This is a genomic window from Hymenobacter sediminis, assembly GCF_003231285.1.
Lineage (GTDB): Bacteria > Bacteroidota > Bacteroidia > Cytophagales > Hymenobacteraceae > Hymenobacter > Hymenobacter sediminis.
The window spans coordinates 301,164-321,695 of sequence record NZ_QKNS01000006.1 but is presented as its reverse complement, the minus strand read 5'-3'; the positions used below and the strand labels follow the sequence as shown (position 1 = coordinate 321,695).

Sequence of the window (20,532 nt, the reverse complement as noted above, 5' to 3'; positions counted from 1 at the left end):
GCTCTAACCAGTTTATTAGCTCTAGCCTACAGCGTGATTTACTCATTACATTACTTGTAAGCGTACTAGCCCGGGCCGGGCGGCTCCTCTAGTGCTGCGTCGAGTTGCTGGCGGAAGTGTAGGGTATTGAGCAGGCGGGCCAGGCTGTTGTGCAGGTAAGGCACATCCTGGAGCAGAGGTTGCAAGGGTTGGGCGCAGAGGTCGTACTGGGTGGCAGGCACCACGCGGGCCATGTGCTCCAACAGCTGACTGGTGGCATATTGGATGCGGTACAGTCGCTCCGGATGGCTCAGGGCCTCACGGAGTAGTTCCACCACGCGGCTGGTGAGGCGCTCGGGCCAGGGCCCCGGCACCAGCATCAGCAAGGGCAGCCAGTGGGCATCGGGGCCGAAGTAGGAGGTAGCACTGAGCTGCGGCAGCACCAGCTCGGCCATCTGCCGGGGCGTTAGCAGGCGGGCCAGTCCTTCCAGCGGCAGCGGAACCGGGTTTTTGCGCGGCTGCCGCCAGTGCAGCAGGGCAGTGGCCCACTCAGTATCCTGGTGCAGCAGGGTAGCCTCGGCCCAGGCGGTGAGCAGCAGTGCCGCCCACTCCGTGCCGGCCACCAGCTCCAGAATTTTAGGGGCGGTCAGGTCCCATTGCTTGGCCCACAGTTGGGGCGGAATCAGGGCGAGCAGCTGGCCTAGCAGGGCGGCTTTTTCACCCTGAAAGCGGGCGTCGCGTTGCTCAATACCGTCCAGCAGCCAGGTTTTGTCCCAGTCGGTAGTAGGCAGCTCCACCATCAGTTTCTTGTTCAGGAGGCCTTTCTTTAGCTGCACCAAAGGTTCGGCGCGTTGCCATAGGCGCTCGGGCAGCGGGTTACCGGAGAGGCGGGCCAGTTGGGGCAGCACGGTTTGGCGCACCTCTTTGCTTTTGGAGCCCAGGTACTGGCCGAGTAGCTCTGCATCCGCGGCCGAGGCATTTTCGCGCAAGGTGGCCAGCAAAGCCGCTTGGGTTTTGGCGGGTTCCTGGGGTAGGGTGGCAGCCAGTAGCTCGCGGGCCTGCTCGGGCTGCTGCCGGCGCAGGGAAGTCAGGTAGCTCACGCGCTGGGGCAGGGTGCCGGTTTCCCACACAGTCTCGGACTGGGGGAGAGTGGAGGCCGCCAGGATGGGGGCCCAGGCGGGGTTTTGGGCCGCCAGCCACTGCCCGCGCTGGCCCAGCACGGCGGCCGTAGCGGGTTGCAGAGCCGGGCGGGTGCGCGCGTGTTCCAGCAAGTACACCAGCTGCGGATGCGGCACCCGCCGCTGGTGCTCGGCCAGGGCTGTCAGGAAATCCGGCAGCAGATCGGCGTACTGGCCTTCCAGCAGCACGTTCAGGGCCTGGGCTCCGTTGGGGCCGAGCGTAGCCTGGGTTTCGGCAGGCGCGACTGGCACGGCTGGCCCGGCGCTGGAGGCAGGCAGATAGCCGGCCTTCCGAATTAACGACAGCGCCCCGGCCGCCTGGAGCAGGTGCTTTTCGCGGGATGCTTCGTCGGTTTCCGGCCCGGCAGGCAGGCCGGGAACCGTGGGCAGGGCGTCGGGGCTTTGGCGGGTACCCAGCAGGGCCACACGCACCAGCTGCTGCCAGTCGGCGCCGGGGCGGAGGGGGTTGGCCGCCAGGTCGGGGGTAGGAGCTTGGGAGTTAGGCATCAGAGAGCAGATGAAGTTTCAACCGCCGCGCCCCAGCCCACCAGGGGGCGCAGGCCCCGGCCGGTCCACTCGCCAAATACAGTGAGCGGCACGCCCCCACCAACGGCCTGCAGCTCCCACCCAAACAGGTCGTCGCAGAGCAGGGGAACCTCCTGCCCGGCCGGAGGGGCGGACTCAGGCGAAACGGAATCCTGAGCTGGGGAGGCCGCGAACTGTAGCACCCAGCGGCCATCCGGGGTGAAAGTCGGGGTGCCGCCGGTTAGGAGCACGGGCCACTCGCGCAGCCAGGGCTGGCGGGCCAGGGCATTGGCGTAGGCGTCCAGCAACTCGGGCAGGGTAGTGGTGTAGGGCGGAGAGGCGTCAGAAGTGAGGCCGGCAAACGTGAGGGAACCGGGGACGGCGCGCAGCGAAAGCAGACCAGGGTAGAACGTGAGGGTGCCGGTGTAATGGCCGTCGGGTACCAGGGCGGTAGCAAACGCCTGCCCCCCGAAGGAAAACTCTACTACCAGCGCGTAGCGCCCGGTTTGCTGGCCCTGCAGCCAGCAGCGGCGCACCGTCAGGCGGTCTTCCTCGGTAACGTCCACCGAAAGCACCCGCCACTCATCGGCTACTGCTGGCTCCGAGGCCAGAATGTCTTCTTTTTTTAGGTTCACCCCTACCAGCTGCAGCAGTTCCTGGCGGGCTGCCTCCGGCAGCTCGGGCAGGCGTTGGAAAGCCTGGGTCAGCAGGTACAGCTCGCCCAGGCGGGCGAGCATCCGTTCGGGCCAGTCGGCGCCCTGGTGGCGCAAGGTGGGTAGCTCCCGCACCACGCCGGCCAGGCCGGGCAGTTGGTTATCCACCAGGCGGGCGGCCTGGTTTTCCCAGAAGCTCAGGGGCTGGTTGTCGGTAGCCGCCAGTCCGGCCCGCACTAGGTCCAGGAGCCATACGGCCAGTTCCCCGGCGCCGCGCTGCATGCGGCTCATGCGCTGGGCCTCGCGCTTCTGCCGGGCCAGCTCGCTGTCGGATGAAGCCGGGGCCGGAGTGGCACCGTCGGCGCCCGGGAGGGGTAGCTGGGCTTCTTTGGCGGCTTTCTTGGTGGTCGTCTGCTGGCGCTTGTCCAGCCATTCCTGTAGCCAGTCGGGTGGGGTGTTGCCGCTCAGCAGCTGGGGCTGGCGGGCCAGCAGCAGGAGCAGCCCGGCGCCGTGCTTGCAGGGAAACACCCGGCTGGGGCAGGAGCACTTGAAGGCGGGCTCCGTCAGGTCGAGGCCGGTTTGGTAGGGCTTGCTGCCGCTGCCCTTGCACTCGCCCCAGGCGGCGGTGTCGGTGCGGCCCAGGTTGCTCCACTTGGCAGGAGCAGCCAGTTCCAGCCCGCGCTTCAGCGTGCCGGAGTCGGTGATAAGGGCGCGGGCCTGTTCTTCGGTCCAGGAGGTCAATGTTACGCAAGGATTACGCCCGCCCCGAGGCAGACAGGATACCCCGGCAAAGTAGGAGTTCAGCGGGGAAATTCCGCGTCACAGCTCCGGCATTTGTGCAGGGTAGTGCCAGCGTAAAACAGCCGTTTCCACCACGTCGGCCGCGAAACCGGTACCGGGTCAGGCGTGCCGCAACGGGGGCAGCGCGGTGCCGCTGGGGTAGTGCGCTGTTGCTCAAAGGCTTCCACTACAACCTGCGCCGTAGTGGTGTCAGCCTCCTCAATCAGCAACTGATAGTACTTACCTTCCCCAAACGGAAACGTAGGCGGACCGCAGCTTTTCACCAGAGCCGGTACGCCCGCCTCGTGCAACTGCTGGTACAGCGTTACGGCTTCGGCATAAGTCAGGTACTGGGCTGCCTGCAGGAGCATCGGGTAGGAATCAAGGTCACAACTAACTACGGAAACACGGCTTTCCTGCTTGCACTGCCTTTCGTCAGTAATAATTAAAAACGCCTAAAGCGCTAACAGAGGACATAATGGCTCTCTCCAGGGTAGTTGAGCCTGCCTGCTAAAGTGAAGTCACAACAATGGGGTGTTTTTCCTTTACAGGTCAGCGAAACAGCCTCTACTTGCGCTGGAAAAATGGTTTGCTGAAAACAGTGCTACGGTCCCGTAGAGCGCGGGGCAGTGAGTGACCAGTTCTCTACGGGCAAGGCCTCGCCGCTGCAACGGCGAGGCCTTTTGCTGTTCCGGCCCTACCCCTGGCTGGAGCCCAAGCCGTCAGCCTACTTTCGCCGACGCGTGGGGGTAGCAAGGCGGCCGCGCAGCTTCATAATGTACCAGAGCAGGCCCGCGCAGAGCACGGCCAGGCCAGCGGCCAGCAGTTCCCGACTGGTGCGGGCCTCAGAAGCCTCATCGGCGGTGGCTTGCAGATCCTGGAGTTTCTTCTCCCGCTGTTTGTCGCGGAGCTGCAGATTGCTGATCTGGTTTTCCAGGTCGTAAAAGCGCTGGCGGGTGCTGCTCTGGTCGGTCTGGGCCACCGTGATTTGCTGCTTGGCCTGCTGGTTTTCGGCCACCACGGCGGCGGTGCGGCGCAGGGTAGCGGCCTGCACGGCCCGCACAATTTCAGTGTCCTTGCGGATGATGCCTTTCAAGGCATCCACCACTTCCTGCAGGTCCTTTTTGCTGGGCTTGTTGCCGAAGAGGCTGTTGCGCTGGGCATTGGCATCCTCGTATTGCTGCACCATCTGCTGGCGCTCCTGAATCAGGCGGGGCAATGGGTCGTCGGCGGGGGCGGAGGGGGTAGGCGTTTGGGCGAGGGCGCCGGTACAGGAAAGAGCGAGAAGGAAGGGCAGAAGGCGTTTCGTCATAAGGCAAAGTAACGACGAAGCGCGGCGGGTAGTTTACCAAAGCACTTTTCTGCCTCAGTCGTTGCAGAAGGCTATATCATAGACCCCTGATCCTGCGCAATCTGCCCGAGGCAACTACCCGCCCAAGGCCGGCACCGGCTGGCGGATTTCCTTGGGCCGATGGCGGTAAAACCACAGAATCAGGATGGGCAGCAGGGTCAGCTCGGCTACTACCCCAAACAGCAGGGTAAGCCCGATGAGCAGACCCACGTAGAACGTCCCGTCGATGGAGGAGAAAATCAGGGTGGAAAAGCCGCCCACCAGAATCAGGGACGTGACGATAACCGCCTTGCCGGCCATTAGGTAGGTTTTGCGCACGGCCTTGAACAAACTAGGCTCATCCAGCAGTACCAGCTTGAGCTTGCTGATAAAGTGAATGGTGTCGTCGACGGCAATGCCGAAGGCAATGGTGAAGATGATACTGGTACTCACCTTCATGCTCACGCCGGCCGCGCCCATCACGCCCGCTACAATCAGGATGGGGACCAGGTTGGGCACGAGCACCACCAGCGTCATACGCAGAGAGCGGAACAGGAGCAGCACAATGAGCGTGACCATCACAATGTCGATGCTCATGCCCGTAATCATGTTCAAAGTGAGGTTTTCGTTGTTTTTATCGATGAGGTTGGCCGAACCGGTGAGGCGGGTTTGCAGCACGGTACTGTCCACGGAGGCGCGCAGGAAGCGGCGCAAATCGGTGTTCAGGGCATCGGCCCGGATGGAGCCTACGTCGGGCATGCGGCCCGTGAGGCGGCCCTCAGAGCCGTCGGGCAGGGCCAGGGCCCGGAACTCTGGCTTCTTTCGGAATAGCTTCACCTTGCGCGTCAGCCGCTCTAGCTCGGCCTCAGAGTCGGGCAGGCGATACTCGGTTAGTAGCCCGCCGTTCAGGGCCTTGCGCACCGATTTAATAATGGTAACCGGTGAGGCCACGAAGTTCAGGCCGTAGGTCTTTTGCAGGTAGCCTTCAATTTTCTCCGTCTGGCGCAGCACTTCCAGGTCATAGATGGTGCGGCCGGGGGCAGGTTTCAAATCCAGCTCAAAGGGACGCACCCCGGCAAACTGCCGCTCGAAAAACCGAAAATCCAGCTTTACCGGGTCGTTTTTGGAAAGGTCATCGAGTAGAGCCGAGTTGATGCGAATGCGCGAGGCCGAGGCCACTGATAGGACCAGCACCAGGCCGCTGATAGCCACTACCCAGTGGCGCCGCGCCAGCACCACCCGGAACAGGCGGCCTAGCACGCCGTCCCAGCTGTGGCCGGTTTCGCGGGGTACCCGCAGCTGGGGCTTGCGCAGGAGCACCAGCATGGCTGGCAGCAACGTGAAGCTCAGCGCAAAGGTGAGCAGCACGGCAATGCCCGTAAATAGCCCGAAGTTGTAAATGGGCCGAATCGTGCTGGTCATCAGGGTGAAGAAGCCGATGCTGGTCGTCAGGGCCGACAGCCCCGAGCCGAAGCCTGATTCTTTGAGGGCAATCAGCAGGGAATCCTTCTTGCTGGCCCCGTAGCCCAGCTCCGTGACGTAGCGCGTGATGATGTGGATGGTATCGGACATGCCTACCACGAACAGCATCACCGGTAGCAGGGCCGTCATCAGGTCAATGCTCACCCCGAAGGCCGACATCACCCCCAGGCCCCACACAATAGCGCCCAGCACCACCACCAGCGGCAGCACTACCCCCCACCAAGTCCGGAATGTCAGCCACAAGAGCCCCGTCACGAGTACCACCGACAGGCTCATAAACACCATCAGTTCCACCTGCAGCCGGTCTACAAACACCGACTGGGCCACCATTTTGCCGGCCAAGTGATACTCTTCTTCCGCGAAGCCTTGACGCTGCAGCTCCGTGCGTACGGCCGCCAGCAGGGAGTCGCCGGGGGGCTTGCTGAGGTTGGGCGAAGTTTGGAACAGGATGGTGGCCGCCCGCGCATCCCGGGAAATCAGGTTGCCTACCAGCCCCGGCGTGCGGTACACCAGCGCCGAATCCGGAGCCCGGCGGGTTGGGTCCTGGGGGTGGAGGTAGGGAATATTGAACACGCCCAGCCCTTCCACTACCGGGTTCACGGCGTTGGTGGGCGAGGACACCTGCGTGACGTGCCGCCGCTGCTGGATAAAGCGCGTCAGCGAATCCACCTTGGTCAGGAAGCGGGGCTCGAACACCGTTTGGCCCTGCGGGGCTTCCAGTCCCAGCAGCACGTAGTCGTTGTCGTTGCCGAAGCGCTCGGAATACTGCGTGTAGTAGTCCAGGTCTGGGTCGCCGGCAGGGTAGAAGTCGTTGAAATTATAGTTGAAGCGCAGCTGAGCCACGAAAAACACGGCCAAGGCCGTGAGTAGCCCGAGGGCCAGCAGGGTAAGATGAGCGAGTTTGCGAAGCGGCATAAGGGGTAGCGCAGAACCAGCGGAGCGCACAGCGAAAAACAGGGTCGGGGAAAGGCGGCCTAGGCCAGGAAGACGCAGGAAGACAGCTTCCCGTTCGGCTGCCCCAGCGCTTAGCGTAACATGGCTACTGCTAGAAATGTGAGAAGCGTAGCAAAAGTAGCTGCGCAGTCGTCCTGTTCAGCCTGCCTCGCTTCTCTTGTAAAGCATAACAACAAAAGCCCGAAACACGGAGTTTCGGGCTTTAGAGCGAAGGGCTACCTGGGCACCGGACAGCAGTGGGTTACTTCAGTGGAAACAAATCGGGGTAGTCTGTAATGATGCCATCAACCTGCAACTGCACCAGCCGCCGGATGTCGGCAGTTGAGTTGACGGTCCAGGGAATTACCCGGATGTGCTGGCGGTGGCAATCGGCTACCAGCTCAGCTGTAACCAGCCGGAAGGCCGGGCTATAAATAGTGGGCTTAAAGCTGAGGCGCTGCAGATTTACTGTGAGCCCCTGCTGGTTGTCTACCAGCAAGGCCGTGGCCAAAGTGGGCAGCGTGCGGTGCACTACCTCCAGGGTGCGCGGGTCAAACGACTGAACCGTCACCCGCTCCAGTACCTTTTTGCTTGTTAGTACCGCCAGCAGAAGTTGCACGAACTCAGCCGGGGCGGGGTGCAGCACATTGTCTCCGGCCGCAGTGGTTTTCGTTTCAATGTTGTAGTGGGGTAGCGGCAGATGCTTGCGGCGGGCGTAAGCCTCTACCGAGTCGATTACCTCGGCCAAGAGCGGCTTGTACGTGCGTAACAGCTGCTGGCGCGGAAACTTAGGGTTGCCGTGGCTGCCCACGTCGTAGCGCCGGATTTCCGCGTAGGGCAGGTCGTACAGGCGCAGCGCTTTGCCTTCGGCCGGGGTCAGGGGCTGCCCATCGGGCCGGTACACAAAGTCGGCGTTCAGGTAGGGGTCGTGGGAGAGCAGCACCTGCCGGTCCTGGCTAATGGCCACGTCCATTTCCAGGGTGGTCACGCCCAGGTCCAGAGCTTTGCGCATGGCCGGAATAGTGTTTTCGGGCATCAGGCCCCGGCTGCCCCGGTGGCCTTGCACATCAAGCGGGGGTAGCTGAGCGGCCGCGAGAAAAGGGGCCAGCAAAGCAGCAAGAAGCAAGAGCTTTTTCATGATACGGTGAGGTAGGCGGTCCAAAACAGATGCCGCTGGACGCATCCAGCGGCATCTGTTAGCATTCAGAAGGAGTAGAGGGGTAGCGTGTGCAGTTTTTCAGAACAACTACACGCTCACGGCCTCGGAGTACTTCTGCCCAAACCGGTCCGTTACCTCCACCCTAATTTCCTTGGCGCCGGCCGAGGGGCGGGCATAGAACATATGGTCGGCCAGGGTAGGGTCCACCCACTTGTGCTTGGCGGGGCGCTTGTCGCCGGCCTGCAGCTTCACGGCCATGGGGTCGAGGCTGGTTTGCTGGTGCATGGGGCCCTGGCGCTGCCCGTTCTCGTACCAGGTCACCTGCCACTCGGGGTCCCAGTTCCACACGTTTACCACAATGTCGTCGGGGCGGTCGGGGTTGGCGCCCTTGGGGTAGGTCCGGAACTGGTGCTGCCGGTCGTGGCCGATAGACTTGTAGTACCACTTGATGTTCGGGCCATCTACCTCGTACACACCGTAGCCGTTGGGCGAGCCGTCGGTGCAGATGGGGCCCGTCCACCAGGCTCCGCACACGGCGCCGTGGGTGTGTTCAATGGTGTTTTCGTGGAAGATTTTCTCGCACACATGGGTGTGGCCCGACATGATGTGGGCCGTGTAGGGCTTGAGTAGGCGGTACAGCTCGTGGCGGTTCGACACCACCCCGCCCAACGACTCGTCCTTGAGCTGGTTGCGCCGCTTGTCGCCGCTGTTCACCGGAATGTGCAGGGCCACTACCACCGTCGTACCCGGCTTCACGTGGCTTAGGTCTTGCTCCAGCCACTGTAGCTGGGTTTCGGTGAGGTAGCCAATGTACTTTTTGGGCGGGCCGATGAAGAACACGTCGTCGAGCACCACATAGTGCACCTCGCCCCGGTTGAAGGAGTAGTAGGTAGGGCCGAACAGGCTCTTGAAGGTCTGCGCCGAGCCCTCATCGGCGCGGGCCGTGAGGTTCATGTCGTGGTTGCCGATAACCTGAAAGAAGGGGATGCCGGTCACTTCTACTGCCTTCTTGTAATCATCAAACAGCTCGAAATGGTCCCACACCAGGTCGCCGCAGCCAATGGCGAAGGTACTGGGGTTGTTGTATTGAGCCGCAAGTGCCTTCAGGTCAGGGGCCGATACGGTAATCAGCTCGTTAGTGTCCTTCTTATCAATCATCTGCGGGTCGGCCCACACCATAAACGTGTGCTTGGTGTCGTCGGTGGGCAGCTTCTGCAGGGCAAAGTCGGCCGTCATGCGCGTCTGGCCGGGCTTAATCGGCTGGTAGAACCGCGCCACGCCGTTCTCGTGCGGAATAGCATACCCGCGGGGCAGGGTGAGGTACACAAACTCGGCGGTGGAGTTGCTGAGTAGCTCATAGCGGCCCGCCTTGTCCGTCAGTACCATGTTATAGCCATCGGTCACGGGCACGCCGGCTAGGCCAGTGCCACCCGCGTGCACGCGGCCTTTAATGGTAAGGGGCGTGAGGTTGAGCTTGTGCGGCGCGGCTTTAGGCTCCGCTATTTCGGCCAGGGCTGCCGGGGCCAGGGGGATGCTCACGCCCGCGCTCAGCAGGCCGATGCTTTGGAGGAATTTTCTTCTGAACATATTCTGGAAAGGCTGTTCGTATCCGTCGTGCTGAGCTTGCCGAAGCATCTCTACATCTTCTTTGCAGTTCTAGGCCAGTTGATTAGCCAGCGGTAGAGATGCTTCGACAAGCTCAGCATGACGATCAGGAGGGCAAGGCTTAGTTTTCGTAAATGGCGATGTCGTCGAGGCCGAGGCGGCCGTTCAGGACGGTGGGCGGGTTGCTCGTGCCCAGGCCCAGCTTATTGATGCGGAAGCGCACCGGGCCGCTAATGTTGAGCAGGAAGGTGATGGAACGCTGCCAGTTACCGGCATCGGTGATGGTTTGGCCGGTTTGTTTCCAGGTCTTGCCCTGGTCCTGGGAATACTCCAGCTTCCAGGAGCTGGACGCATCGGTATAATAGGCTCCGTAGAGCAGGGTCACTTTGCTGGCTCCGTTGGGTACATCAAACTTCATTTCCACAAAGGCTGATTCCGAGAGCCCCTGCTGCATCCGAATGCCCTGGGCGCCGGTGTACCGGTCGCGGCCGGAGGTGTTGCCGAGGATGGACTGGTAGAGCTTCCAGGGGCCCGTTCCGAAGTTCACGGTGTTGTCGGGTACGGCGGCGGTATTCATGTTATAGCTGCCCTTGGTAGCCTGGGGCACGGCCTCGAAGCTCTCAGGGAAGCCTGCGTACACAGGGCCGCTGGGGTCAATGGCATCAGAGGGGTTGCGCAGCCAGAGCTGGAGTGCGGGCGTGGCAGTGCTACCCACCGCAATACCCACAAAGGTGGCGCTGGCGGGCATCCGGCGGGTAGCAAAGCTGGCCGTGGCCTCGGTGTGCAGCCCAATCCGGTTGTCGGAGCCATCGGCCAGCACTTTGTCGCCGCCGTAGGTGTCGCCCGATACGGGTAGGGGCGTAATGTTGCCGCCCGTCACGCGCACCAGGGTGCCTTCGTAGGCCTCGGGGGTAGCTAGGAGGTTGGCAATGGTGGTTTCGCGCACCACCGGCGTTTTGCCGCTGCTTACTTTGGTGACGTTGGCTGGCGTCAGGCCCTCAATGCGTAAGGCGCCGCTGCCTTTGCTAAGCGTGGCCCCAGTAATGTCTACCACCACGGAGTCGCCGACGGCGAAGGAGGTAGCACCGGCGGCGGGCAACGGCAGAATCATGCCCCGCACCAGTCCGCGCCGCTTGTTCTGGATTACCAGCGCGTGCTGGCCGCCGGGCACGTTGCCCCCGGCCGCATCGGAAATAACTACACCCACCAGCTGATGGGCCCCGGCGAGCTTCTGCTGGTCCAGCACCACATCGGCACCCTGGTAGAGCCGGCGCACGTCGTCGATGGAAGCAATGGGACTGAGCATTCCTTCGGCGTAGTTCGGGTTTTCCTCCAGGCAGCCGCTGAAACCAAAGGCACTTAGCAGAGCCAGAGGGAGGAGTTTTTTTATGGTCATGAGTTGATAGGCGGTTGTTTTGGTGGTGTTGCTCATCCTCAAGCCTTACACTGGTTAAGGAGCAGAAAGGAAGAAGAGAGCCACCGCAGTTTGGGACTTGGGTTAGCAGTAGTGGCCTACCGCAGGACTAGTTCTGCCACCACACTTTGGTGTTGATGTCGTCGGGGCCCTGGTCGGCGACGGCGGCCTGGTAGTTCTGCTGGTTGAGGCTCTGCACGTACACGGGGTAGTTGATGCGGGCCGGCATGCGGCCGTTGTTGCGCACGCCGGAGCCGATGGGTAGTACCGGGTGGCCCGTGCGGCGGTACTCAAACCACTGCTGGAAATCGGTGAAGAACAGGGCGTAGTACTTCTGCAGATGAATTTGGTCGAGCTGGCGCTCTGGGTTGCTGCCCGGCTCCCACTTCAGGTCAGAGTTGGTGAAGTAGTTGGTGGGTACAGTGTAGCCCCAGAGGGTAATGCCGGCCCGCGTGCCCGTTTCGTAATAGGTCTGGGCGCTGCCCGAAATCCAGCCGCGTAGGGCGGCTTCGGCTAGCAGCAGCTGCACCTCCGGGTAGTTGAGAATGTTGCCCAGCAGCGGCTCAGTCATGAGCGTGGCGGGGTAGGTTGACTTGGCCGCCTGCATCTGGGTAGGGTCGTAGCCACTCGGAATGCCTTCGTAGGTGCCGTTCGACACGGTGGCCCACTTCGGCAGGCGTGGGTCGTTCCACTCGGTCAGGTTGTTGATGAAAAACTCGCTCATCGAGCTGAACGAGCTGAAGTCGGCGGTGCGCCAGGTCTGGAAGGGCGACTGGTAGGGCGCTGTGCCCGTCCAGCGCATAATGGCCGACTCCTCGTTGCTGGCAATGAGGGGGTAGGCCGTGGCGTTGGTGTTCACCATGTCGCGCAGCTTGTCCTGGGGGCTCATGCCGCCCGGGGCAATGGCGTCGGTGCGGTTCGAGACGCGCATCAGTAGCCGCAGGTACAAAGAGTTGCCGAACTTGCGCCACTTCAGGGCATTGCCCTGGTAGAGCGGGTCGAGCTGGGACTGGTCGGGCGTGAGGTTGGTGTTGGCTTTCAGCAGTTCGTTGGCTTCCTCGAGCTTCGTGAACAGGTCGCGGTAAATGTCTTCCTGCTTATCAAATGGCGGCTGTAAAATGCCTTCCCGGCCGGCCGTGGCCTGGGTGTACGGGACATCACCGAAGGTATCCGTGATTAAGGACACCGTCCAGACCTCGCAGATGCGGGCAATGGCCATGAACGTGGGGCTGTTCACGCCCTGGGCGCTGCGGTACATGTCGCGGAAGTCGGTGAGCTGGGTGTACCAGCCGGTCCACATGTAGTCGGCTTCCGAGGGGCGGATAACGTAGCGGTGAACGGCATCGCCGTCGTTGCGCGTCACGTGCACCTGCATCAGCTCGTTGGTGATGCGCCGGGCGCGGTCCATGTTGCGCTTCACCAGGTCCGTCAGGGCCGGGGCCAGCAGCGTTTCGGGCAGCACATTGGGGTTCTGGTTGGGGTTGACGTTCATCTCCTCAAACCCATCGGTGCAGGCCGAAAGCGTAGCCGCACTAGTAGTAGCTAGCAGCAGCCAGGCAAACAGTTGTATCTTTTTCATGAGGTGTTGCTTCGGGATAGAGCGGGCCAGGTTACTAGATTCCTACCGTCAGATTGAGGCCAATAGTGCGGGTGCTCGGGAACTGGCCTAGCTCGAAGCCCAGATCCACGGAGTTGTCGTTGAGGGTGCCGAACTCGGGGTCGAAGGCGGGCCACTTGGTCAGCGTGTACAGGTCGCGGCCGTAGAGGCCGATAGTAGCCTGGGTCAGCTTCAGGCGCTGCAGCAGGCCGGCGGGCAGAGAGTAGTCGATGCGTGCTTCGCGCAGCTTGATAAAGTCGGTGCGAAAGAGGTTGGCTTCCACGTTGTCGCGGCCGTAGTGGCTGGTGTAGTAGGTCGGGATGTTCTCGGCCACCACGTCATTGGGGCGGAAGGTGCCGTCGCCGTTGCTGATCACGCCCTTGCCGATGATGCCGTTGTAGCGGCCGGGCAGCGTGTTCTTGGTTTTGCCCTGCTCGGCCAACACGGCGTGGGTCATGGAGTAGGCTTTGGCCCCGAACTGCCCGTCAATCAGCACATTCAGGCGTACCGGTCCGTAGCGAAACTCGTTGCCAATGCTGGCCTTCCATTTGGGTAGGGCACTGCCCAGGTACATGGCTTGGTTGGTGAGCAGGGGGTAGCCCTTATCGTAAATGATTTGCCCATCGGGGGCGCGTTGGTAGCCGCGTCCGTAGATGTCGCCCATGTTGCCGCCGGGGCGGGCCTCCACGGTGCCGCGCCCGCCGGGGCCGCGCTGAAGCTGGTAGGTAAATACGCTGTCGGCCAGCTCAATTACCTTGTTGCGGTTGGCCGTGTACGTGCCGAATACCTTCCAGCCGAAGCCGGTGGGGTTGGAAATTACTTGGGCATTGGCCTGAATTTCGAGTCCTTGGTTGCGTACTAGGCCTGCATTTAGCGCCGCATAGTCATAGCCGGAGGAGCGGTCCAGCGGTACCTGCAGAATCTGGTCGTAGGTGTTGTTGCGGTACACGGTCACGTCCACGCCCATGCGGTTTTGCAGGAAGCGCAGATCGGCGCCCAGCTCTACGCTGCGGGTGCGGCGCGGCTTCAGGTCGGCGTTGGCAATGACGTTGGGGTTGCTCAGGCCCGAGGGGAAACCCGTGGCCGTAGCATAGGTGTAGGAGGTGAGGTAGGGGGTAGTAGAGCCGCTACCCACCTCAGCATAGGAGCCGCGCAGCTTCACAAAGGATATGGCTTCCGGCAGCTTCACCAGCTCCGATACAATGGTGCTTAGGCTAGCCGAAGGGTAAATGCTGATGTTCTCGATGCCGTTGGGGCCGGCCAGGGTGCTGCTCCAGTCTTTGCGGGCCGTGAGGTCGAGGTACAGGAACTTGTTGTAGGCCACCGTAGCCAGTCCGTAGAAGCTGTTCACGCCAAACTCGGCCCGGTAGGGCAGCGTGAGGGGCAGGTCGCGGCTGTTAGAAAGGTTGAATACGCCCGGATACAATAGGCGCTCAGCCCGTAGCTCGTTCTTGTCGTAGCGGTTGTTGAGGCGGCTGCCACCCCCGGAGGCCGTCACGTCGAACTTGCCAAAGGTGTGGCTGTACTGGAGCAGAAAATCGTGGTTGATTTCCTGGGAGAAGATGTTCTGGGTGCGGTACATGCCCTCCTTATACTTCTCCGTGTCTTTGGGGCGCTGCTGGGAGCGGGCCTCGTAGGCAAAGTCGATGGCCGAGCGCAGCATCAGGTTCCAGTCCTTGGAGAAGCGGTAGTTCACCTGCACGTTACCCGTCACGGAGTGCCGATTGGCCTTGTTCAGCATCTCGTAGGCAATCAGGTAGGGATTATCTACGAGGCTGCTGAAGGGGTAGCGCTGGGTGATGCCCTCCGCACCCGGCACCCAGTAGGGCCGCAGCCAGCCCAGGTCGGCGTTGGGCAGCTGGAACATGTTCCAGTACATGATCGTCTGGTTGTTGTAGCCAGTCGAGGGGAGGTTGTCGCTGTAGCGGTTGGTGTAGTTGATCTTGCTGGAAACCTGCAGCTGATCCGTGATTTTGTGGCTGGCCGACAGCGCCACCGTGTTGCGCTTATAGCCCGTGTTCGGGATAATCCAGGTGTTCTGCAGGTTGGTGAGCGAGAGGCGCAGAGACGTGCGCTCATTGCCGCCGTCGATGGCAATGGTGTTGGTGAACGTCTTGCCCGTCTCAAAGAAATCCTTGCGGTTGTTCTTGTAGGGTACCCAGGGGGTACGCTCGGTGCCGGCCGCGTTAGTAGTGGGGTCGTACTGGAAAAACGACTGGCCTAGAAACGGCGCGCCCCAGGCCGAGCTGGTGCTGCGGGTACTGGCCCCATCGGCCGTATTACCGAAAGAATAGTAGTTCTGCCCAGCATCACCCTGCCCAAACTCATACTGGTAATCAGGCGTGCGCGAAATAGACTCGATGGCGGCGTTGGAGTTGAAGGTAACGCCAATGCCACGCTTGCGCATCCGGCCCGATTTGGTAGTGATAATAACGGCCCCATTGCCGCCCCTTGCCCCGTAGAGCGCCGTAGCTGCCGGCCCCTTCAGCACCGATACCGACTCAATGTCCTCGGGGTTGATGTCGTTGAGGCTGGTGCCAAAGTCCACCGGCGACTCGCTTTGCAGGTAGGCCGAACTGCCGTTGCCGGTGTTGCGGCTGCTGCCGCCCAGCACCACGCCATCCACCACAATCAGGGCGTCGTTGTCGCCGGCCAGGGAGCTTTCCCCGCGCAGAATAATGCGGTTAGTGCCGGCCGGTCCGCCACCCGAGCGCACCAGGTTTACCCCGGCCACCTTGCCCGACAGCGCATCGGTCCAGTTGTTGGATTTGGCCTCGGTCAGTTGCTCTCCATCTAGCTTAGTTACGGCATAAGGCAGGGCCTTTTCCTCGCGCTGAATACCCAGCGCCGTCACAACTACCTCGTCCAGACTCTTAGAGTCCTCCTGCAGCACTATATCGTAGGAGCTGGCTTGGCCCCCGATGGTAAGTTGCTGGGTGGTGTAGCCGATGTAGGAGAAAATCAGCACGCTGCCCGGTTCCACGGCCAACTGGTATGAGCCGTCGGCGTCGGTGGTTGCGCCCGCAGTGGAGTCCTTTACCCGAATGGTCACGCCAGGCAGGCTTTCGCCTTTGGCATCCCGTACGTGGCCCCGCACCAGGGTAGGGTCGGGGGATGAGGTGCTGGCCTGGGCGCCGGGGCCGGGCTTTACCACAATGCGCTTGTCCTGCTGGGTGAACTGCACCTTCGCCTGCGCGGCTAGCAGCTGTAGAACGGCCCCCAGGTTGCTATGCGGCGCGTTTACCGTAACCCGGCGGCTGAGCAGGGATGTTTGGTCTACGAGTAAGAACCGGTAGCCAGTCTGCTGCTCCAGGCTAGCCAATACGTCGGCGAGGGGCTGCTGCTTCACGATGACGGCGCAGGGAACCGTTGCCAGACTTGGAGCCATTATCTGCTCGGTAGCAGCCGCTGCGGCCGCCGTGACGCTCAGCGCCGATAGGCCTAGGCCGAACAACACGCGCCATTCGCTGCTGTTTTGCCAGGAGTACCACGTTTTTCTCATAAGTTTGGGCGTGAGCGTTGTTAAATGACACAAGGTTTAAGAGCACTCCAACTAGCCCGCAGTTCGCACCTGCGGGGTTTTCTATCGGAAGCCGGCGTGTTCCCGCACGTCGGCTTCTTCGGGGGATGTTTCTATTTCTGAGGCGCGGCGGGCCCCTGGTGCTGCAGATAGATGACCTGACCTTCGCGGCGGTAGGAGATGGGGCCCGCCAACTCCAGGGCCTCCAGCACGGCCGTCAGGGGCTCATTATCGAAGGTGGCCCAGAGCTTGACCTCAGCCGTGGCGGAGTCAGCGAATACCAGCTTTACTCCGTAGAGGCGCTCAATCTGGCCCGCTACGTCGGCTAGCTTCTCATTCTTGAATACCAGCTTGTTGGTGCGCCAGCCGGTCACCTTGGCCTCATCGAAGGCCTTCCGGTAGATGCGGCCCGTGCTGCGGTCGGCGAGCAGTTCCTGGCCGGGCGTCAGCAGGTAGGTGTCGTGGGCATCTTGCACCCGTACCCGGCCCTCTACCAGCGAAACGGCCGTTTGGCTGGTCTGCGGAAAAGCCCGCACGTTGAACTTGGTGCCCAGTACCTGCGTGACCCAGGTACCGCTATGCACCCGAAACGGCCGGCCGGCATTCTTGCTGACTTCAAAAAAAGCCTCGCCCTGCAGGTACACTTCCCGGGTAGAGCCGATGAACTGAGCTGGGTAGCGCAATTGGCTTTGCGGGGCCAGCGTCACAAAAGACCCATCAGGTAGGTGCAGGGCCCGGCGCTGACCGGCTGCCGTGCGGTACGTCTGGTAGGCCACTGCCGGGGTTGAGGGAGCACGCAGCACCCATAGGCCAGTTATAACAAGCAAGGCTATCAGCACCAGGCTGCCCACCAGATACGTGCGTCGCAGCTTTCTCCGGCCGCCGGCCAGTACGGGTTGCGGGGTGGGTGCAGCAGGTGCCGCTAGGCGGGCTTTCACGGCTCGCAGGGCCGCGGCCGTTTCGGTAGGGGCAACCGGAGTCTGGCTGTGCTGCCAGAGCGTTTTCAGCTGTTCAAACGTCTGCTCATTCTCCGCCGAGGCAGTAAGCCAGGTAGCCAGCCGCTCATTTTCCTCCGACGAAGTTTGCCGGGCCAGACAGCGGGTAATAAGTAAGTAAAGCTCCTGCTGTTCCACGTAAAGAAAGGCCCTGAATAACGACCTTCCCTACCATGACGCCTACGCCCGCTAACCTCGTGACACGCAAAATCAGGCTTAACAGAAGCGTAACAGTCGTAACAATGGCGTAACCCAGCTACCGGGTGCCCGACACGTACAGAGCTTCTTTCAGAAAGCGCAGCGCCCGGAACATGTGGGTCTTCACGGAGTTCAGGGAAATGTCGAGCAACGTCGCTATTTCCTCGTAGGTGAGGTTACTGTCGCGGTGCAATTGAAAGACTAGCCGGGAGCGGGGAGGCAGTTGGTCAACGAGTTGCAGTAGCAGCTCGCTGAGCTCATGGTAGGCCAGTACCTGGTCGGGCTGAAGGTAGGCCGCTTCGGGCTGCTGTTCCAGCAACTCCTCATCGGGGGCGGGTGCTAAGCGGCGCTGCTGCCGGAGCCGGTCGTAGCAGCGGTGCTTAACGGCGGTGTGGAGGTAGGCTGCCAGAGAGCCCTGCACGTTTAGCTCGGTGCGGTTCGTCCATAAGGAGCAGAACACATCGGCGGCGGCATCTTCGGCCGCATCAGAGGGGTAGGGTAAGAGGGTTTTCGCGTACCGCAGCAGGCCAGGGTAGTAGCGGGTAAACAGAGCATCAAACGCCGCTTCATGGCCCAATGCCAAGGCATTCAGAAGCTGCTGATCAGAGAAACTAGTTGCCGTCGCCATATCAGTAGGCAAAGCTACCGGGCCTCATATTGGCCTTGGGTTACTCTTTTATTACCAAAAAATGACCAAATCGAGGCGGCGCTACACCCGATGCAGGTTCCTAGGCTAGTCAACAGCGCTAGATAATGTCCATGCTGAAGTCTTCAGAGCCAATGCTCAGGTCGGGAGCTTGCATGCGGTAGGGAGGGTAGGCGAAAATCAAAGATAGAATTTGCGTACACTTGAGTACGGATGTGAAGCTCTCTTTAGCTTAATCACTATGAGCATTTATGCTGCGTAATTATTTAGTATTAATTCTGCTGCTCCTCACCCTAAGCTGGGGTAGTAGCCCGGCACAGGCGCAGACGAGTTATAACCGCTGGGACGCCACGCCGGTAACCACGCCCAAGCCTACTACCTCTACTGCACAGCGAGGGGCACAGTTGGCGCGGGCTAAAGCGCAGCAGGATTCTGTGCGCAGAGGAGCCTACTGGAACAATGTGCTGCCTCTTAAACGAGGTATTGGTCAGCGGATGCGTACTCAACAGCTGCAACCTGAGGATGCTGGTTATTTCGATTTCATGAGACGCTCCATCCTATATCCTGTGGAAGCCTTGCGGGCCCAAACCGGAGGGACTATCTGGCTGCGGCTTTCAGTAGATGCTACTGGCAGGGTAACCCAAGTCACAATAGCCGAGAGTACTATACCCTCAGGAGCAGGTGGGGAGGCTACCATGAAGCAGCAGGCGCGCGAGGTAGTACAACACCTGCGTTTCGAGCCTTCTGCTGCTGTCACGGAGGAGGAAGTGAAAATGTCATACGTCATTCAATAACAGTGCTGGTCATCGAAGTTGTTACCCACATTAATGCGCCGCTAGAAATCTGCTTTCAGTTGGCTTTGAGTGTTGACCTGCACACCGTTTCCACACACACACTGGTGAAGAAATTGTAGGCGGCGTGCGCAGCGGCCTACTGCAGCTCGGTGACTCGGTGACCTTCCGGGCCCGACATTTTGGGGTTTGGCAGACGCTGACCAGCATGGTAACCTTGCTAGAGTCGCCAAACTACTTCTGCGACGAAATGCAGCGGGGAGCCTTTAAAAACATGCGACACGAACACTATTTTAAGGCGAATGGCACAGGTACAGTAATGCGTGATGTGTTTGCCTTTGAGTCGCCGCTAGGAGTTCTGGGCAAGCTGGTTGATGCACTGATACTACGCCGCTACCTGCAAAAGTTTCTTGAAGCCAGATGCGCTGTTATTAAGCAATATGCGGAGTCAGATAGCTGGCGAGATATACTTAATGTGCCTGCTTCTTAGTGTTATCAAACGATGAAAGGGCCATGGTCCAAGTAAGTCAGCAGCGTAGGGCTACGGTAGTTTCCTTACTTTTAGGCTCTCATTCTGCCTACCCTATGCACCAGTACCAAACCCTTCTGCAGCACATTCTCACGCACGGCACCCGCAAAACCGACCGCACCGGCACGGGTACGCTTTCAGTGTTTGGCTACCAGATGCGCTTTAACCTGCAGGAAGGCTTTCCGCTGGTAACCACCAAGAAGGTGCACCTGAAAAGCATCATCTACGAGCTACTGTGGTTTTTGCGCGGCGACACCAATATTGCCTACCTCAAAGATCACGGCGTAAGCATCTGGGACGAGTGGGCCGACGAGAACGGCGAGCTAGGCCCCGTGTACGGCAAGCAGTGGCGCGCCTGGACCGGTCCCGACGGGCAAACCATCGACCAGATTAGTGATATCGTGCGCCAGCTGCGTCAGACGCCCGATTCGCGCCGCATTGTGCTGTCGGCCTGGAACGTGGCCGATTTGCCTCAGATGAAGCTGCAGCCTTGCCATGCTCTGGTGCAGTTTTACGTGGCCGACAACAAGCTCAGCTGCCAGCTTTACCAGCGCTCGGCCGACGTGTTTCTGGGCGTGCCCTTCAACATTGCCTCCTACGCCCTGCTCACCCTCATGATGGCCCAGGTAGTAGGGTTGGAGCCAGGCGAGTTCATCTGGACCGGTGGCGACACTCACCTCTACAGCAACCACCTGGAGCAGGCCCGCTTGCAGTTGGAGCGGGAGCCCCGTGCGCTACCCCAGATGCACCTAAACCCCGCCGTGCAGGATATTTTCGGCTTCCAGTTCGAGGATTTCAAGCTGGAAAATTATGACCCCTGGCCCGCTATTAAAGCGCCCGTGGCTGTATAAGCTCGGCAGAAGCTATGCTCGGTATCGACGACCTTATCGGGGAGGTCATTGCTGAATCCATTTTTGGCGGCCTGTTTCGCTTCGTGGGCAGGCTACTGAAAAGCATGTTTTTATTCGCAGTGTCGCCGTATTTGCTGCTGCGGGGCTGGCTGCGCGTTCGGCCCAACTCCGGTGGCGTGCGGGAGCTGTACCAGCAGGGCAAGCAGGCTGCCGCGCACGATATGCAGTATGTGCTTTCGGTGGTGGTTGCGCTACCCCTGGCTGCATTGTTTGCGGTGGTAGCTTGGCAGGGCTGGAAGGCGCTGCTAAGCTGGCTGCAGCAAGGCTAATGACGAATTGATCTGTATCTGCCAAACAGAAAATGCAC

At 60.9% G+C, this 20,532-nt stretch carries 16 protein-coding genes; 4 read left to right on the top strand and 12 right to left on the bottom strand.

Annotation, left to right across the window (positions count from 1 at the left end; all coding sequences use genetic code 11):
• Positions 1-65: 65 nt before the first annotated feature.
• The 12 genes from DNI29_RS17360 to DNI29_RS17305 form a co-directional block, all read right to left on the bottom strand.
• On the bottom strand, positions 66-1,664 hold the full coding sequence (locus tag DNI29_RS17360) for a DUF5691 domain-containing protein (RefSeq protein WP_110979390.1): 1,599 nt from the start codon (positions 1,662-1,664) through the stop codon (positions 66-68).
• A complete protein-coding gene (locus DNI29_RS17355) occupies positions 1,664-3,076 on the bottom strand; it encodes an SWIM zinc finger family protein (RefSeq protein ID WP_110979389.1) in 1,413 nt (470 codons plus the stop codon). Before DNI29_RS17355 ends, DNI29_RS17360 begins: the two co-directional genes overlap by 1 nt.
• Before the next feature lie 59 nt (positions 3,077-3,135).
• Positions 3,136-3,486, bottom strand: coding sequence for a hypothetical protein (locus tag DNI29_RS17350; protein WP_110979388.1), 351 nt, complete (start codon positions 3,484-3,486; stop codon positions 3,136-3,138).
• A 356-nt stretch (positions 3,487-3,842) separates the two neighbouring features.
• Entirely contained in the window at positions 3,843-4,427 is a 585-nt protein-coding gene (locus tag DNI29_RS17345) for a hypothetical protein (protein WP_110979387.1), read from the bottom strand.
• A gap of 114 nt (positions 4,428-4,541) precedes the next feature.
• Positions 4,542-6,842: an efflux RND transporter permease subunit gene (locus tag DNI29_RS17340; RefSeq protein ID WP_110979386.1), complete on the bottom strand. Its 2,301-nt coding sequence runs from the start codon at positions 6,840-6,842 to the stop codon at positions 4,542-4,544.
• A gap of 280 nt (positions 6,843-7,122) precedes the next feature.
• Positions 7,123-7,998 carry a glycerophosphodiester phosphodiesterase family protein gene (locus tag DNI29_RS17335; RefSeq protein WP_110979385.1) on the bottom strand — a complete coding sequence of 292 codons (876 nt, stop codon included), beginning with the start codon at positions 7,996-7,998 and terminating at the stop codon, positions 7,123-7,125.
• Between the two features lie 108 nt (positions 7,999-8,106).
• Positions 8,107-9,606, bottom strand: coding sequence for a calcineurin-like phosphoesterase C-terminal domain-containing protein (locus tag DNI29_RS17330; RefSeq protein ID WP_110979448.1), 1,500 nt, complete (start codon positions 9,604-9,606; stop codon positions 8,107-8,109).
• 139 nt (positions 9,607-9,745) lie between these two features.
• Complete coding sequence (locus DNI29_RS17325) at positions 9,746-11,020, bottom strand: DUF5689 domain-containing protein (RefSeq protein ID WP_123823299.1); 1,275 nt, start codon at positions 11,018-11,020, stop codon at positions 9,746-9,748.
• Between the two features lie 127 nt (positions 11,021-11,147).
• A complete protein-coding gene (locus DNI29_RS17320) occupies positions 11,148-12,617 on the bottom strand; it encodes a SusD/RagB family nutrient-binding outer membrane lipoprotein (RefSeq protein WP_110979383.1) in 1,470 nt (489 codons plus the stop codon).
• 34 nt (positions 12,618-12,651) lie between these two features.
• Complete coding sequence (locus DNI29_RS17315) at positions 12,652-16,137, bottom strand: SusC/RagA family TonB-linked outer membrane protein (protein WP_110979382.1); 3,486 nt, start codon at positions 16,135-16,137, stop codon at positions 12,652-12,654.
• A 131-nt stretch (positions 16,138-16,268) separates the two neighbouring features.
• Positions 16,269-17,288 carry a FecR family protein gene (locus DNI29_RS17310; RefSeq protein WP_110979381.1) on the bottom strand — a complete coding sequence of 340 codons (1,020 nt, stop codon included), beginning with the start codon at positions 17,286-17,288 and terminating at the stop codon, positions 16,269-16,271.
• A 118-nt stretch (positions 17,289-17,406) separates the two neighbouring features.
• Positions 17,407-17,976 carry an RNA polymerase sigma-70 factor gene (locus tag DNI29_RS17305; protein ID WP_110979380.1) on the bottom strand — a complete coding sequence of 190 codons (570 nt, stop codon included), beginning with the start codon at positions 17,974-17,976 and terminating at the stop codon, positions 17,407-17,409.
• A gap of 269 nt (positions 17,977-18,245) precedes the next feature.
• Between DNI29_RS17305 and DNI29_RS17300 the strand changes: the two genes are divergently transcribed.
• The 4 genes from DNI29_RS17300 (at position 18,246) to DNI29_RS17285 (ending at position 20,494) form a co-directional block, all read left to right on the top strand.
• On the top strand, positions 18,246-18,788 hold the full coding sequence (locus DNI29_RS17300; RefSeq protein ID WP_110979379.1) for a TonB family protein: 543 nt from the start codon (positions 18,246-18,248) through the stop codon (positions 18,786-18,788).
• 271 nt (positions 18,789-19,059) lie between these two features.
• Positions 19,060-19,275, top strand: a complete 216-nt coding sequence (locus DNI29_RS24970) for an SRPBCC family protein (protein ID WP_238388131.1) — start codon at positions 19,060-19,062, stop codon at positions 19,273-19,275.
• A gap of 95 nt (positions 19,276-19,370) precedes the next feature.
• Complete coding sequence (locus DNI29_RS17290) at positions 19,371-20,165, top strand: thymidylate synthase (RefSeq protein ID WP_110979378.1); 795 nt, start codon at positions 19,371-19,373, stop codon at positions 20,163-20,165.
• Between the two features lie 14 nt (positions 20,166-20,179).
• The gene (locus DNI29_RS17285; protein WP_110979377.1) at positions 20,180-20,494 is read left to right on the top strand and encodes a hypothetical protein; all 315 of its coding nucleotides are present in this window, start codon (positions 20,180-20,182) and stop codon (positions 20,492-20,494) included.
• The last annotated feature ends 38 nt before the right edge of the window (positions 20,495-20,532 follow it).

Coding starts and splice junctions, on each gene's coding strand:
- DNI29_RS17360 (WP_110979390.1), bottom strand. CDS start 1,664: ATGCCTAACTCCCAAGCTCCTACCCCCGACCTGGCGGCCAACCCCCTC.
- DNI29_RS17350 (WP_110979388.1), bottom strand. CDS start 3,486: ATGCTCCTGCAGGCAGCCCAGTACCTGACTTATGCCGAAGCCGTAACG.
- DNI29_RS17345 (WP_110979387.1), bottom strand. CDS start 4,427: ATGACGAAACGCCTTCTGCCCTTCCTTCTCGCTCTTTCCTGTACCGGC.
- DNI29_RS17340 (WP_110979386.1), bottom strand. CDS start 6,842: ATGCCGCTTCGCAAACTCGCTCATCTTACCCTGCTGGCCCTCGGGCTA.
- DNI29_RS17335 (WP_110979385.1), bottom strand. CDS start 7,998: ATGAAAAAGCTCTTGCTTCTTGCTGCTTTGCTGGCCCCTTTTCTCGCG.
- DNI29_RS17330 (WP_110979448.1), bottom strand. CDS start 9,606: ATGTTCAGAAGAAAATTCCTCCAAAGCATCGGCCTGCTGAGCGCGGGC.
- DNI29_RS17325 (WP_123823299.1), bottom strand. CDS start 11,020: ATGACCATAAAAAAACTCCTCCCTCTGGCTCTGCTAAGTGCCTTTGGT.
- DNI29_RS17320 (WP_110979383.1), bottom strand. CDS start 12,617: ATGAAAAAGATACAACTGTTTGCCTGGCTGCTGCTAGCTACTACTAGT.
- DNI29_RS17315 (WP_110979382.1), bottom strand. CDS start 16,137: ATGAGAAAAACGTGGTACTCCTGGCAAAACAGCAGCGAATGGCGCGTG.
- DNI29_RS17305 (WP_110979380.1), bottom strand. CDS start 17,976: ATGGCGACGGCAACTAGTTTCTCTGATCAGCAGCTTCTGAATGCCTTG.
- DNI29_RS17300 (WP_110979379.1), top strand. CDS start 18,246: ATGCTGCGTAATTATTTAGTATTAATTCTGCTGCTCCTCACCCTAAGC.
- DNI29_RS24970 (WP_238388131.1), top strand. CDS start 19,060: ATGCGACACGAACACTATTTTAAGGCGAATGGCACAGGTACAGTAATG.
- DNI29_RS17290 (WP_110979378.1), top strand. CDS start 19,371: ATGCACCAGTACCAAACCCTTCTGCAGCACATTCTCACGCACGGCACC.
- DNI29_RS17285 (WP_110979377.1), top strand. CDS start 20,180: ATGCTCGGTATCGACGACCTTATCGGGGAGGTCATTGCTGAATCCATT.